This window comes from Chitinophaga sp. Cy-1792 (assembly GCF_011752935.1).
GTDB lineage: Bacteria > Bacteroidota > Bacteroidia > Chitinophagales > Chitinophagaceae > Chitinophaga.
In genome coordinates, this window is record NZ_VWWO01000002.1 from 556160 (window position 1) to 571763 (window position 15604).

The window sequence follows — 15604 nt, forward strand, 5'->3', positions numbered from 1 at the left end:
GCAATGATGGCTGCATAGTTGTTGTATTAAATATTGAATGCTTTTGGTTACCGTATCAGGTAGTGTTTATTGTCTGTCGTTGTGAAATGAATACGCGGTGCTACCACAATCTTACTGATGATGTCAAGTTTGTTCTGTAAGGTCATGTTGCTGCTGAAGTTGACAGTGAGTTTGCATGCGCTCAGGTCAAGTGCTGTATTGAATTTGATACCATAGAACCTTTCCAGTTCCCACAGTACCTGTTGCAGTTGTACGTTGTTAAGAATGGTTTCTCCTGTTGTCCAGCTGCTGACGTTGACGCTGTCGGTGCTGCATATCATGGCTTTATCTTCGGCGATGATCAGTTGTTGTGCGGCATGCAGGATGCCCAGTACCTGGTTGTTTTCGGTTACCTGTACTTTACCGGTGGCTACGGCTACTCTTGCTGGCTGGCCGCTGGCGGAGGTGACGGAGAATGATGTTCCCAATACCTTTACGTGGATATTATCTGCTTCCACCATGAATGGTTTGCTGATATCTTTTTCCACGTCGAAGAATCCCTGGCCCTGTATGCGGACGAGCCTTTCCCTGGTGTTGAAATCGCTGGGGTATTCCAGTGAGGAAGCGGCGTTTAGCCATACCTGTGAGCCGTCAGGAAGTTGTATCTGTCTTACTTCTCTGAGGCCGGTGGATACTTTTGTCCAGGCGATGGATGGTTTACGTATAGCCGCATTTTTCCACCACCATCCTGCTACTGCCATGACAGGGAGTAAAGCTGCTGCGGCGGCCCATTTACGCCAGGATATGATACGGGTACCGTTGCTATTGCTGCGCTGTATGTTTTTCATGACGGCTGCTTTTACGGCAGCCTGCATCGTTTCAGGCAAAACGGCATCCGGTTTTTCCGTATGCATTTTGTCTAACCATGACATTAATATTATTACTTCCTCCGCACTACACTGTCCTGCGCGGTATTTTGCAATCAGCTCGTATAACTCCTTCTTTCTCACTTATAAATCGATTTAGCTATGATTTGTACCGATGTTCTGTTATACTGTCACATCTCACAAAAGCGATAACTATCTGATTTTTTGACTTAACATTTTGGTAACATTAGAGGAGGAAGCTTGCTACAGATCCTTTCAGCATGGTCTTTAATTTTTTGTTGGCGGTATTCAGCTGATTACGTACGGTTTGTTCGGAAGTACCCAGTCTGGCAGCGATTTCAGGGACAGATAAATGCTCGAAGCAACTGAGTTCAAATACTTGTTTTACGCTGGGTGGCAGCAGGTGAATATTTTCACGCAGTTCTTCATATAACTGCTTATAATAAATATGGTCTGTTGTCGTATTGGTGTGTTCCTGTAATAATAAGGCAAAACTGTTTTCGTGACGGCTGCGGATATCCTCTCTGCGCATGGCATTGAGGATTCTTAGCTTTAAGAGGAATAAGAGGAAGGCTCTTGTCTCTCTTGGTACGGGAAGCTGACTTCTTTTTTCCCATAGCTCCAGGAAGAAGTTCTGCAGGATATCTTTCGCCATAGCATCGTCAAAAATAATGCTACAGGTATATCTCATCAATGCATCCCAATGTTCCTGGAAAATCAGCTCAAATGCTGTGGTATCACCTTTCTGGAACTGTTCCCACCTGATATTTTCTGGCATAAATGCAAAATTGCGTAAGCTGGCCCAAAGATAACGATGAAATTATCGCCGGACAGTTTGGAAGTTTATGTTTGTGTTAAGTATTGATAGCAAAACTGATATTGTATCTCCCGAAAATATAACCTGGAATTACGACTATTATATTACGCATTTACTTTTTATAAAACAATATCCCTGCGATGATATGACATTGATTTTATGTTAAACAATCTCCCCGAAAGAATCCTTATATTTAAGGTCAGTTTGTATCGGACCACCCGCAAAAAAGTATCATATGAACCTGGACGCCGCCTTCAGAAAAGCATTAATATACCTCGACACGGGAAAGGATGAGGCCGCAAAAGAGTTGCTGGACGCCATCTATGAAGAAAGTCTGGCAACAGACGATGCCCTGCACCTGGTGCAATCCAGTTGCGCCCTCGGACAGTATTATTATAACCGGGATGAATTTATCCAGGCCCGGCATTATCTCAATATAACCGTGAGTACGCAACTGGAAGAAGGCCTGGATGATCTGCTGGCCTATGAGATCAATGTTGCCAACGAGCTCCTGCTGGAGCTGGACGCTAAAAACTAACCTGTGCACCTATAACCCAATAAAGATATGGCTACATTAAATCTACTGGTAATCAAAACAGATAAACCTGAACAACAGGTCGAATTTTATGCGGCCATCGGCTTCCAGTTCGTTTACCATCAGCATGGAACAGGTCCCTTCCATTATTCCAGCACCGACGAAGGCCTGGTACTGGAAATCTATCCGCTCCCTGCTCCGGCACACGGACCCGACCAGACTACCCGCTTTGGCTTTACCGTTCCCAACCTGGAACTCACCATGCAAACCCTGCAAAAACTGAATGTTACCATTGTCACCATGCCCCGCGATACCGAATGGGGCCGCATGGCCCTGGTACAGGACATGGATGGAAGAAGGGTTGAATTAACCGAGAAACAGCTGTAACCCGCTATAAATTTCAGAAAGAAAGCGCTCCTCCCGCCACTGGTGGGAGGAGCGCTTTCTTTCTGTTTAGCGACGCCGAAGGCGTCGCTAAACAGAAAGACGAAATACAAAATATCATCTCTCTGATTAATTATAATATTTTTCTAATGATTTTTTATAGACTCCCTAACGACCCCTCCGGTCGTACCCGCCTACCTTTGTATCGCTGCAAACGGAGCTGAAACAAAGTACAGGACCTATAAAAAACATGACTATGCTGTCTACAGTAACAAAAACCATTAAATATCGCATAGCAGGAATTACTAACGGCAACGGGCTAAACGAAGAAGCAGCCACCAGACTCATCAAAGCAGGCTCGCATACCATAGAAGGCTGCCTCGACATGATGGACGCCTCCGCAGAAGGACTCTCCGCAGAACAGGCCGCCCTGCACCTGCGCACCTACGGCCCCAACGAAGTACAACACGAAAAAGCCCCCGCATGGTTTAATCAGCTCATCGCAGCCTTTATTAACCCTTTTATAGGTATTCTGCTCATTATCGCCATTATATCCCTTATCATGGACGTATGGACGGCAGCACCAGGAGAAGAAGACTATAAAACTGTTGCCATGGTCGGTGTCATGGTAATGGTTAGTGGACTCCTCCGCTTCTTCCAGGAATTCAGAAGCAACCGCGCCGCCGAACAACTGAAAAGCATGGTGAAAACCACCGCATCCGTTTTACGTAAAGAAACCGGCAAACAGGAAACGGATATCAGCCACATCGTGCCCGGAGATATTATCTTCCTCTCAGCCGGAGATATGATCCCCGCCGATTGCCGCATCATCCACTCCAAAGACCTGTTCGTCTCCCAGGCCATGCTCACCGGCGAATCCCTCCCCGTAGAAAAGAATTTTCAGCCAGTTCCTTTTTTACCGGGAGCCTCGCCGCTGGACCTGGAAAATATTTGCTTCATGGGTACCAACGTAGTCAGTGGCGCCGCCACCGCCATCGTTATCAACACCGGCAACCAAACTTATTTCGGCTCCCTCAGCAAATCTATCGTGGGCAAACGCGCCGAAACCAGCTTCGATAAAGGTGTCAATAAAGTATCCTACCTCCTCATCCGGTTCATGCTGGTAATGGTGCCACTCATCTTTATCATCAACGGCCTCGTGAAAGGCGACTGGATGGAAGCCCTCCTGTTTGCCATCGCGGTAGCGGTAGGGCTCACCCCCGAAATGCTGCCGATGATCGTGACCGCCAACCTGGCTAAAGGCGCCGTATCCATGAGCAAAAGAAAGGTTATCGTTAAAAGACTCAACGCTATCCAGAACATCGGCGCCATGGACGTTTTCTGTACGGATAAAACCGGTACACTCACCCTGGATAAAATTGTCCTGGAACGACACCTCAATATCTTCGGGGAAGATGATGAAGAAGTACTGAAATGGGCATACCTCAACAGCTACCACCAGACAGGTCTCAAAAACCTCCTGGACCTGGCTGTACTGGAACATGTGGAACTGCACGACTACCTCAAAGTAGAAGAACATTTCTCCAAAATCGATGAAATACCCTTCGATTTCCAACGCAGACGCATGTCTGTGGTACTGCAACAACAAAACGGAAAACATCTCCTGATCTGCAAAGGGGCGGTGGAAGAAATGCTGGCACTATGCAACCAGGCCTTCCTGCCCGGCATAGACAAGGACGTACATATCGAAAGAGACGCGATCGTACACATGGACACTGCCATGCGCGAACGTATCCTTCAAACTTCCCGTAAACTGAATGAAGAAGGCCTCCGTGTATTGCTGGTGGCCATCCGGGAGTTCGACCCCAGGGAAATTACCTACAGCGTAGCGGATGAAAATGAAATGGTGCTGACAGGCTTCATCGGATTCCTTGATCCCGCAAAACCTTCTGCCAAAGCCAGTATTGAAGCACTGCAGCAACTCGGTGTTTCCGTAAAGGTACTTACCGGCGATAACGACATCGTTACCCGGAAAATATGCCGCGATGTCGGTATCTCCTTTGACCGCGTAATACTGGGCGCTGAGCTGGACAAACTAACAGATGAGCAGCTGCGTGAACAGATCGATGAAGTGGCGGTACTGGCTAAATTGAGTCCCCTGCAGAAAGCACGTGTAGTCAGGGTGCTGCAGTCTAAGGGCCATACAGTTGGTTTTATGGGTGATGGTATCAATGATGCCGCCGCGCTCCGCGATGCAGATGTGGGCATCAGCGTAGATACTGCGGTGGATATCGCCAAGGAAAGCGCTGATATCATCCTCCTGGAAAAAGACCTGATGGTATTACGTAAAGGTGTTATCTATGGCCGCCGTACTTTCGGTAATATCATCAAATACATCAAGATGACGGCGAGCAGCAACTTCGGAAATATGTTCAGTATGCTGGGGGCCAGCGCCTTCCTGCCTTTCCTGCCCATGTTGCCGGTGCAACTGCTGGTACAGAATCTCCTGTATGATATCTCCCAGATATCTATCCCCTGGGATAAAATGGATGAAGAATTCCTCCAGACGCCCCGCAAATGGGATGCAGCCGGTATTCAACGGTTCATGCTCTGGATAGGCCCTATCAGCTCTATCTTCGATTATGCCACCTTCGCCATTATGTTCTGGATTTTTAAAGCGAATGCACCTGCCCATCAGTCGCTGTTTCAGAGTGGCTGGTTTATAGAAGGGCTGCTGTCGCAGACACTGATCGTACATATGATCCGTACACGGCAGATACCTTTTATCCAGAGCTGGGCCGCCGCACCGGTAGTGGCGCTGACCTCTCTCATCATGCTGATCGGTATCCTGTTGCCTTTTTCACCGTTTGCTTCGGTACTGAAGCTGGAACCGCTGCCATTCAGTTATTTCCCATGGCTGGTAGCCATCCTGACGGGATATTGTGTGCTTACCCAACTGGTAAAAAACTGGTATATACGAAAATTCGCCGAATGGCTCTGACCTCTCTGTAACTGTCCCATGAAAATAGCAGCAATACGGTTCCGCATAAACGCGGGCCGTATTGCTGCATTCGCTATTTGCTGCTTCCTTCAGAACATTTCTTCAACCGGGCTGTTTAGTCAGGTAGACAGGATTTAAATATGCCCGTCTGTTGATGAAACGCTATGAAGAAGATCCCATTACACTGGAAAATAATGATCAGCATAGGCCTGGGCATACTGTTGGGGTTTGTGCTACTGAAAATACCCGCCGGCAGAACATTTGCCGGTAACTGGATCAAGCCTTTCGGCACCATTTTCATGAACCTCCTGAAAATGCTGGCCATGCCGCTGATCCTCACCTCCCTCATCAAAGGCATCTCCGATCTCAAAGATATGACCAGCCTGTCGCGCATAGGTATACGTACCTTCGGCTGGTATATCATTACCACATTTATAGCCATTGCTGTAGGATTGCTGGTGGTGTACCTCATTAAGCCCGGCTATTTCATACAGCCGGATACCCGTAACAAAATCATGTACCAGTATTCCGGCGAAGCAACAGAAGAGGTACAGGTAGCCAAAGAAAGTGTTGCCAAAGGGCCACTGGAGCCGCTCGTAGAAATTGTTCCTGACAATATATTTCAGGCCGCTACTTCCAATGGTAATATGCTACAGGTGATCATGTTCGCCGTGTTATTCGGTGTGGCATTGCTGCTGATACCTCCTGAAAAAACAGTGACCGTACGCGATTTTTTCGCTGGGGCCAATGAGGTGATATTAAGAATTATAAATATTGTGATGTCAGCCGCGCCTGTCGGGGTTTTTGCGCTGATGGTAACGCTGGTGACAGAGACGCCTTCGGCAGATATTTTCATTGCGCTGGGCATGTATGGCTTCACCGTATTGCTCGGACTCGCACTGTTGCTATATGTTATTTACCCCACAATAGTAAAATACATAGGAGGGATGCCACCGGGAAAATTCCTCAAAGGCATGGTGCCGGCGCAGCTGATGGCTTTTTCTACCAGCTCCGCTGCGGCCACATTGCCGGTTACCATGCAATGCCTGCGCAATAACCTGGGCATCAGCGAAGAGGTGACCAGCTTCGTTGGGCCGGTAGGCGCTACCATCAATATGGATGGAACTACGCTGTACCAGTCTGTGGCAGTGGTTTTCATCGCACAGGCGCTGGGCTATGATCTCAGCTTCGGCGATGTATTGAGCATCGTATTCACCGCAGCCCTGGCGGGATTTGGCTCTGCTGCCGTTCCCGGAGCGGGCATCGTCATGCTGATTATCGTATTGCAATCGGTACATATCAATCCTGCTGCAATCTCTTTGATATTCGCGATAGACAGGCCACTGGATATGTGCCGTACAGTCGTCAACGTTAGCGGTGACGGTATGATAGCCACCATCATACAACGAAAGGCAACTGCGCTGGCAGCCGCAGATGCGGGCAAACAAATCTGATCATCATCTACCTGAAAAATTAATATTATGATCTTTGTTGAACTGGCGATATTACTGTTAATGATCCTGATAGGCTCCCGCATGAAGGGGATAGGCCTTGGTGTGATGGGCATGGTAGGCCTGCTGATATTTGTGCTGGTATTTCATATGAAGCCAGTAGAGCCACCAGTGGCAGTACTGCTGATTATTCTGGCCATCGTTACTACGGCGGCTACCTTGCAGGCTGCCGGCGGACTCGATTACCTGGTTAGCATTGCAGAAAAGATTATTCGGCGTAACCCCGGACAGATCACCTTCATCGCACCATTTACCACTTACTTTCTTTGCCTGTTTGCCGGTACTTCACATATCGTTTACTCGCTGCTGCCCATCATTGCGGAGGTTTCAGCCAAAAAACGGATACGTCCCGAAAGGCCATTAAGTATTTCTGTTATTGCAGCACACCTTTCACTTACCGGTAGTCCGATGAGCGCCGCCACGGCCTCGCTGGCTGCTATCCTGGCTTATCCGGCAGCGGCGCTCGATATCATAAAAGTTTGTATTCCTGCCTGTCTGATAGGTATCCTTGCGGGCGTGCTGGCGGTATGGAAAAAAGGGAAGGAGCTGAACGATGATCCCATCTTCCAGGAAAAAATGAAAGACCCCGCTTTTGCAAAGAGTATTGAGTCGTCCGATGAGCATAAAACAGAACTCAAGCCAGGTGCTAAAACAGCAGTGTTGATATTCGGCATTGCAATATTAATGATCATCCTTTGTGGTGCCTTTCCGCAGCTGCTGCCCAATGTAGGCGCCGGCGAAGCCGGACTGGCAGTAAATGCCAACGGCGACGTTAATCTAACCGGTATGATCATCATGATTACCTTATCCGCTTCGGCAATGATGATGCTGATATTAAAAATTTCGCCGGTAGAAGTAACGAAGATGAGTCTGTTTACTTCCATGGCATCTGCGTTGGTATCTGTGCTGGGCGTGGTGTGGATGAGTGCAACGTTTATGGGCGCCAATGAAGCGCTGATAGAACATACCTTCGGAGATATCGCCGGCGCACATCCCTGGACATTCGCCTTTGCATTATTCTTCATGGGCGCGCTTACGTTTAGTCAGGCGGCTACTACGCGTACGATGATGCCGATAGGATTAACTTTGGGCATTACACAGCCGCACCTGATCGCCATGTTCCCGGCGGTAAACGGGGATTTCCTCCTGCCTGGCTATCCTACGCTGGTAGCGGCAATAGACTTCGACCGTACCGGCTCTACTCGTATAGGCAAGTACGTAGTCAATCATAGTTTTATGGTACCCGGACTCGTGGCTGTTAGTGTAGCCGTAGCCGTTGGATTTCTTCTCAGTTTTATGGTGTAATATTCGTATGTTCGTGGTCTTGTGAATTTTTAAAAAGACGTGAACATGCCACTGGAACAATACACCATCATTCCTAATGTGAATACCAGCAGCACGCAGCTGTTTACCGCCACCAACAACGATATCAGCTTACTGGAGAAAACATTCGACATCACCACAGATCAGGATTACAAAGACTATGTAACCAACCATGGCTGTGGTATTTTAGGAGGTACCTATATTCGTGTATACCTGCCACAGGTAACTATGCTTTTACAAAAAGAATGGCAGGAAAGAATTAACCAATACTGGTTCTGGGACGAAGGAAAAGAGGTGCTGACCAAAGATCAGGCCCTGCAATCTGTTGTACTGGGAGATACGTTAGATGGCGATGAAATTATTTTGTTTGAACAGCAATATTATGTTTTGCCAAGACATGAGGAGATGATCTACAAAATAGGAGATACGCTGGGAGACGCCATTGCATGGCTTTGCAGCACGGGTATACTCACAGAAGCTTTTGTAGAGAGAGAGTTTGAGCCATTCGATCCGGCAGAATACAGACAACAATAATATTACCCTATGGGCTTAGGGTCTCCCTGTCTCTACTCAGTAGAGACGGGGAGACCCTTTTCTTTTTTTGAACGCCGAAGGCGTTCAAAAAAAGAAAAACTAACAAAACACCAATATCTCCCGGAAATTTTATATAATGCATATATCTACACCAACCTATGACGTTATGATAGCTGAGATAAAGAAAGAGATAGACCAACTGGAGTCCCAATACAACATAAAAATCCTGTACGCAGTAGAAAGTGGTAGCCGCGCCTGGGGCTTTGCCTCCACGAACAGCGACTGGGATGTGCGTTATATCTACATTCATCCGCTGGAATGGTACCTGAAAATAGATGATAAAAAAGATAGCCAGGAGAAGATCCTCGACAACGATATCGACCTCGCAGGATGGGAGCTGAGAAAGGCGTTACGTCTTTTCAGAAAGTCGAATCCGCCTATGCTGGAATGGCTGCACAGTCCTATCATTTACAAGGAAACGTATACCACTGCAGAACGCCTGCGTGAGCTGGAGAAGCAGTTCTTCAATCCTAAATCCTGTCTGCACCATTACCTGCATATGGCCGAAGGGAATTATGAACAATACCTCCTGGGCGAACAGGTGAGAGTAAAAAAATACTTCTATGTGCTGCGCCCGTTGCTGGCCTGCGACTGGATCAGGGAGCATAACACCATGGCACCTACGGAGTTCAGGCCTTTGCTGGACAGATATGTAACTGATTCACAGGTAAAGGAAACGATTGAAACACTGCTGGTAAGAAAGATGAGTGGAGAAGAACTGAGTACTGAACCGGCAAATCCTGTGTTGCAGCAATATCTGGAGGAAAAACTGGCATTTTACAAGGAGTTTGTAAAGGATATTGCACCGCAAAAACCTGCCAGTACTGCGCTGCTGGATAAGTTGTTTATGGATACCCTTGCGGAAGTATGGAATAAATAATCCCTGCCTATGTATACCGTTTATCATCGTGTAATTACTGATGAAGAGGCTGCACTACTGGCACAACGAACACCTGTGCCGCAAAATAATCTGCCTAAATTATTGTCGTCATTATTAATAATATTGATGGCGGTGTTTATTTCTGCTGTCACAAATAGACGCATCTCTGACGCCAATGGTGAATGGCCTTTGCCGTTATGGTTAGTGATGTTGGGGCCTGCTGTCTGCATCGCAGGAATTATTCTGCTGAAACGCTTGATACGTAGAAATAACGAGATGAATGAAATAATGACGGCGCTTGTACAGGTAGAAGTAGCGCATATTGTCACCCACCGCGCCTTAGTAAGAGAAGACGAGGAATGCTGCGGGGAAGGCTTCTACCTGGATGTTTGGGTAGAAGGTAAACAGCAAACCCTGTACCTGCAAAATCAGCAATTTGATATGTTGGCAGCAGAAAAGAAATTTCCAAATACAGAAATCGAGATAGTGCAAACGCTGGATAAACGCTGGATCGGCGCTACCATGCTGGGGAAATACCTGGCACCGGAAAGGGTGCTGCCTGCTTTCGAAAGAGCAGATATGATGGCAGGTAATTGCCCAAGAAATGGTGACTTGCTGGATATGACTATTGCCGAGGTGACTGCATAATCCATGCTACGGCGCTTCTTCGCCCTGTACAAGTAAGCAGAGACTATCTTCCGTGGCAAATACTGCATGCGTAATTTCTACAGGGATCACTGTTTGCTCATATTGCGCCAGCGACTTTTTTTCATCACCTTGTTCATAGACAACGCTGCCGCTTAATACATACAGGGTGGTAGGTTCATGCGCCTTGTGATCTTTTAAACGCATACCTTTTTTAAATGCCAACGCTAAAACCTTTGTGCCAGGGCTTTTATATAGCGCTTTTGCCATCGGATGAACAGCCTGCTCCAGCTGTTCCATCATTTGTTGCAGCGTATGTACCATCGTAAATTTTTTTTAGGGAGATGATCAACAGTTGTACATAGAATAATTATCGAGTATGAAATTTTGTTCAGAATCTTTTTAAAATACTTGACAAATTGAAAAATAAACATATATCTTTGCGGACATTTTTAAAGTTGGTGTTTCAAAGGAAACACATGTTAACCGATGTTATTGACAATTAAGACGACCCGTTACCCCGCAACCGACCTGGGTTACCTGTTACACAAGCATCCCGCTAAAGTACAGCAGGTTTCACTCTCTGCCGGCAGTGCACACATTTTTTATCCTGAAGCTACCGAACAATCCTGCACCGCAGCGTTACTTCTAGACATTGATCCCGTGCATCTGGTGCGTAAAGGCGCAAATGAATTTGCCCTTGATCAGTATGTAAACGACCGCCCGTATGTGGCCTCTTCGTTTATGAGCAATGCTATTTCGTACGTTTATTCCTCTGCGATGAATGGCCGTTGTAAAGACAAACCCGAACTTACTACAGAAGCAATTCCGTATGAGGTATCCATTTCCGTTCTTCGGGTGAAAGGTGGTGAAAAGCTGCTCCGGCAGCTGTTTGAACCGTTAGGCTATGAAGTAATGGCGGAGCAGCTCATGCTCGACCCGTTATATGAGCAATGGGGCATGAGCCAGTATTTTAAAGTTACCCTGCGAAATACACTGCCACTCACAGCTATACTCCGTCAGCTATATATCCTGATGCCGGTATGTGATAACGATAAGCATTATTACATGGATTCTCAGGAAGTGGAAAAGCTGAATGAGAAAGGAAAAGGCTGGCTGGAAACACATCCTGAACAGGAAATGATTACCAGGAGGTATTTGAAAAATATCGCTGCCCTGACAAAGGAAGCTTTATCTACTAATCTGAAGGAAGAAGGTGCTACGGATGATGAAAAGCCAAAAGAGAAAATCCGTTTGCACGACCTGCGGCTGAATACCGTACGTGATTTGCTCGGTGAGCTGAAAGTTGCCACCGTGGTAGATCTCGGATGCGGCGAAGGAAAATTCCTCCGGCTCCTGAAAGATATGCCCGCACTCACTAAAGTATTAGGCATGGATGTCAGCTACAGCGCACTCGAAATCGCAAAGCATAAACTGAAGTTGAATAAATTGCCGGAAGCGGAAAGAGAAAAATTTCAGCTGATGCAGGGATCACTAACGTACAGGGATACACGGCTTTCAGGATTTGATGCCGGCGTACTGATTGAAGTGATCGAACACCTGGATTTGCCGCGACTGGAAATCCTGGAGAGAGTAGTATTTGAATTTGCACGGCCTAAGCACCTGATCGTTACTACTGTAAACGTAGAGTATAACGTTATGTACGAAAAGCTGCAGCCGGGAGAGTTCAGACATGGCGATCACCGCTTCGAATGGACCAGGGCCGAATTCCAGGCCTGGGGCAATAAAGTAGCCGAACAATTCAGGTACAACGTAAGCTACCAGGATTTGGGAGAAGTACACGAAACATATGGTGCTCCTAGCCAGCTGGCCCTGTTCACCATACCCGATACTGATTGAATAGCGGCAGCACCACGCGTGCTGCCATACAAATGAAATAATTATGTCTAAGATAAAAATAGAGCAAACATCGTTAACCCTGCCGGATTTGTCGCTGGTAATGCTGATAGGCGCAAGTGGCTCCGGTAAATCCACGTTTGCCCACCGACTGTTCAAACCTACCGAAATCGTTTCTTCTGATATATGCAGAGGATTAATTTCCGATGATGAAAATAATCAGGATGTTTCTGCTGATGCATTCGAACTCGCCAGATTTATTGCTGGTAAAAGACTCAAAGCGGGCCTGCTGACGGTGGTAGATGCTACCAACGTAAAAATGGAAGCCCGTAAAGACTGGATAGACCTTGCCCGGGAACATAATGTTCCTGTGGTGGCCATCGTGATGAACATGCCTGATGCCGTGTGTTTCGAAAGAAATGATGTGCGTACAGACAGGCAGGTGGCCAGGCACGTGATCGTTAACCAGTTGTCGCAACTGAGACGCAGTCTGAAGTATCTTGTGAAAGATGGCATCAGAAGGGTGTTGCAACTGGATAGCGTTGAAATTGCGGATAATATCATCGCTATAGAAAGAGAAAAACGTGCAACCAATAAAAAAGATGAAAACGGACCATTCGATATCATCGGTGATGTACACGGCTGCTATGATGAACTGTGTGCATTGCTGGAGAAACTGGGGTACCAGGTAGATAAAGAAAACGCGGCTATTATTGCAGCGCCTTCAGCCGTACGTTCCAATGGTGAAACCGTTACGCGTAAGCCTGTATTTGTGGGAGATCTCGTTGATCGCGGCCCTGCTTCACCACAGGTACTCCGTATGGTGATGAACATCGTGAAAAATGGCCAGGGACTTGCCGTGCCTGGTAACCACGATGCGAAATTGGTAAAATACCTTATTGGCAGGAATGTACAGCTGCGTCATGGTTTGGAGAAAACTGCGGAACAGTTGTCTGTGGAGTCGGATGAATTCAAGGAAGAAGTAAAGGCTTTCATTGATGGTATGGTCAGTCACTATGTACTGGATGATGGTAAACTGGTGGTAGCCCATGCCGGCCTGCGGGAACATATGCATGGCCGTATGTCTGGTGCGGTACGTGAATTCTGTCTGTACGGTGAAACTACCGGGGAGATTGATGAATTCGGATTGCCGGTAAGGTATAACTGGGCGCAGGAGTACAACAGCAGAACAACGGTTGTGTATGGTCATACGCCGGTTCCTGCGGCACAGTGGCTGAATAACACCATAGATATTGATACCGGCTGTGTATTTGGCGGGGCGCTGACAGCGCTAAGGTATCCGGAGCGGGAAATCGTTGCGGTGCCTGCAAAAGAACAGTATGCAGTTCCTTCCAGGCCTATAGGTTTCAGGGAAAACAACATCCTGACACCACAGCAGCAGGCGGATGAAGTATTGGATATTAATGAATTTATCGGTACCAATTATCTCGCACCGCGGTATGGCCATACAGTGGCGATTCGTGAAGAGAACAGCATTGCTGCTTTGGAGGTGATGTCGCGTTTTGGTGTAAATCCCAAATGGATGATTTACCTGCCTCCAACGATGTCGCCGGCAGAAACCAGTAGTCTGGGTAGTTTGCTGGAACATCCTGCGGAAGGGTTCAGGTTTTATGAGAGTCAGGGTGTGAAGCAGGTGATTTGTGAAGAGAAACACATGGGCTCCCGTGCGATTGTAATTGTTTGTAAAGATGAAGATACTGCGCTGACGCGGTTCGGCGTGAAGGGCGAAGGTAAAGGTGTCGTATATACGAGAACGGGCCGGGCATTCTTCAATGAAGAGGCACAGGAACAGGCTTTCATAGATCGTGTTAATGATGCCCTGATAAAAAGTGGTTTCTATGAAAAAATGGAAACGGACTGGGTTTGCCTGGATGCTGAATTAATGCCATGGAGTGCGAAGGCACGGCAGTTGTTGCGGTTTCAGTATGCCGCTACCGGTGCCGCCGCTACGAACGCATTAAGTGATGTGGTAGCAGCTTTGCAGCAGTCGGTAAGTAATGGTATGCCTGCACAGGCTTTGCTGGAGCTGTATTCTACCAAAAATGAACAGGCGGAAAAGTTTCGGACAGCATACAGGCAGTACTGCTGGCCGGTAAATAGTCTGGATGATTACAAACTGGCACCATTCCATATTATGGCCACAGAGGGTAAAACCTACTTCGACCAGACAAACGAATGGCACATGAATACCATTGCGGAAGTATGTGCTGCTGATGAAGGCATGTTGCTGGCTACGCCATACAGGCTAGTAGAGATTGGTGACGCGGCGAGTGAGCAGGCTGCCATCGACTGGTGGACAAGCCTCACAGCGGCAGGAGGAGAGGGAATGGTTATCAAACCACAAACTTTCTTCAGCCAGGATGATAAAGATATCATTCAGCCGGCAGTAAAAATCCGGGGAAGTGAATACCTGCGGATTATTTATGGTCCTGAATATGATACACCTGCTAATATAACGCGGTTACGTCCAAGGAAGCTGAGTCGGAAAAGATGGCTGGCATTGCGGGAGTATGCACTTGGCCTGGAAGCCCTTCACCTGTTTACAGAAAAGGCGCCATTGCAACAAGTACATAAGTATGTATTCGGTATTCTGGCATTGGAAAGTGAGCCTATAGATCCAAGGTTGTAATTCAACTATTGATAATTATCGGGGTACTGCCCGCCATCAGGCGTGCAGTACCCCGTTCTTTTTTGATCATGTGTGCAAGGCATTCGCTATTCCCTGGGTTTGTATACCAGCATCAGTCGTGCAGAGCTCCGCTCTTTTTTAGGACGTGTGTGCAAAGCATTCGCTATTCCCTGAGTTTGTATACCAGCATCAGTCGCGCAGTGCCCCGTTCTGTTTAGGACGTGTAGGTAAGGCATTCGCTATTCCCTGAGTTTGTATACCAGCATCAGTCGCGCAGTGCCCCGTTCTGTTTAGATCGTGTGTACAAGGCATTCGCTATTCCCATGGTTCGTATACCGGCATCAGGCGTGCAGTGCTCCGTTCTGTTTAGGATGTGTGTGCAAGGCATTCGCTATTCCCATGGTTCGTATACCAGCATCAGTCGTGCAGTGCCCCGTTCTGTTTAGGACGTGTATGTAAGGCATTCGCTATTCCCTGGGTTTGTATACCAGCATCAGGCGTGGAGTGCTCCGTTCTATTTAGATCGTGTGTACAAGGCATTCGCTATTCCCTGGGGTTCGGGGTCCAGCCTGCCGTCAGG

General features: G+C 47.4%; 13 protein-coding genes. 10 read left to right on the forward strand and 3 right to left on the reverse strand.

Annotated features, from left to right (window positions below; all coding sequences use genetic code 11):
- Nucleotides 1-47: 47 nt before the first annotated feature.
- Both F3J22_RS16550 and F3J22_RS16555 read right to left on the reverse strand, forming a co-directional pair.
- The gene (locus tag F3J22_RS16550; protein WP_167019062.1) at nt 48-989 is read right to left on the reverse strand and encodes a FecR family protein; all 942 of its coding nucleotides are present in this window, start codon (nt 987-989) and stop codon (nt 48-50) included.
- Between the two features lie 103 nt (nt 990-1092).
- Nucleotides 1093-1644, reverse strand: a complete 552-nt coding sequence (locus tag F3J22_RS16555; RefSeq protein WP_167019063.1) for an RNA polymerase sigma factor — start codon at nt 1642-1644, stop codon at nt 1093-1095.
- A 274-nt stretch (nt 1645-1918) separates the two neighbouring features.
- Between F3J22_RS16555 and F3J22_RS16560 the strand changes: the two genes are divergently transcribed.
- The 8 genes from F3J22_RS16560 to F3J22_RS16595 all read left to right on the forward strand — a co-directional run bounded on the left by F3J22_RS16560 (nt 1919) and on the right by F3J22_RS16595 (nt 10520).
- Nucleotides 1919-2221, forward strand: a complete 303-nt coding sequence (locus F3J22_RS16560; RefSeq protein WP_167019064.1) for a hypothetical protein — start codon at nt 1919-1921, stop codon at nt 2219-2221.
- Nucleotides 2222-2248: 27 nt separating this feature from the next.
- Nucleotides 2249-2605, forward strand: coding sequence for a VOC family protein (locus tag F3J22_RS16565; RefSeq protein ID WP_167019065.1), 357 nt, complete (start codon nt 2249-2251; stop codon nt 2603-2605).
- A gap of 253 nt (nt 2606-2858) precedes the next feature.
- Nucleotides 2859-5564 (forward strand): magnesium-translocating P-type ATPase, encoded by a 2706-nt coding sequence (gene mgtA / locus F3J22_RS16570; RefSeq protein ID WP_205195370.1) that lies wholly within the window; start codon nt 2859-2861, stop codon nt 5562-5564.
- Between the two features lie 164 nt (nt 5565-5728).
- A complete protein-coding gene (locus F3J22_RS16575; RefSeq protein ID WP_167019067.1) occupies nt 5729-7018 on the forward strand; it encodes a dicarboxylate/amino acid:cation symporter in 1290 nt (429 codons plus the stop codon).
- A 27-nt stretch (nt 7019-7045) separates the two neighbouring features.
- Nucleotides 7046-8380: an anaerobic C4-dicarboxylate transporter family protein gene (locus tag F3J22_RS16580; RefSeq protein WP_167019068.1), complete on the forward strand. Its 1335-nt coding sequence runs from the start codon at nt 7046-7048 to the stop codon at nt 8378-8380.
- A 45-nt stretch (nt 8381-8425) separates the two neighbouring features.
- Nucleotides 8426-8932, forward strand: coding sequence for an SMI1/KNR4 family protein (locus F3J22_RS16585; RefSeq protein ID WP_167019069.1), 507 nt, complete (start codon nt 8426-8428; stop codon nt 8930-8932).
- Between the two features lie 166 nt (nt 8933-9098).
- Complete coding sequence (locus tag F3J22_RS16590; RefSeq protein ID WP_205195373.1) at nt 9099-9872, forward strand: nucleotidyltransferase domain-containing protein; 774 nt, start codon at nt 9099-9101, stop codon at nt 9870-9872.
- Between the two features lie 9 nt (nt 9873-9881).
- Nucleotides 9882-10520, forward strand: coding sequence for a hypothetical protein (locus F3J22_RS16595; RefSeq protein WP_167019070.1), 639 nt, complete (start codon nt 9882-9884; stop codon nt 10518-10520).
- 6 nt (nt 10521-10526) lie between these two features.
- Here F3J22_RS16595 and F3J22_RS16600 read toward each other — a convergent pair whose 3' ends face one another.
- Nucleotides 10527-10841 (reverse strand): hypothetical protein, encoded by a 315-nt coding sequence (locus F3J22_RS16600; RefSeq protein WP_167019071.1) that lies wholly within the window; start codon nt 10839-10841, stop codon nt 10527-10529.
- Nucleotides 10842-11006: 165 nt separating this feature from the next.
- Between F3J22_RS16600 and F3J22_RS16605 the strand changes: the two genes are divergently transcribed.
- Together F3J22_RS16605 and F3J22_RS16610 are read left to right on the forward strand one after the other, a co-directional pair.
- The gene (locus F3J22_RS16605) at nt 11007-12377 is read left to right on the forward strand and encodes a 3' terminal RNA ribose 2'-O-methyltransferase Hen1 (protein WP_167019072.1); all 1371 of its coding nucleotides are present in this window, start codon (nt 11007-11009) and stop codon (nt 12375-12377) included.
- 43 nt (nt 12378-12420) lie between these two features.
- The gene (locus F3J22_RS16610; RefSeq protein WP_167019073.1) at nt 12421-15024 is read left to right on the forward strand and encodes a polynucleotide kinase-phosphatase; all 2604 of its coding nucleotides are present in this window, start codon (nt 12421-12423) and stop codon (nt 15022-15024) included.
- The last annotated feature ends 580 nt before the right edge of the window (nt 15025-15604 follow it).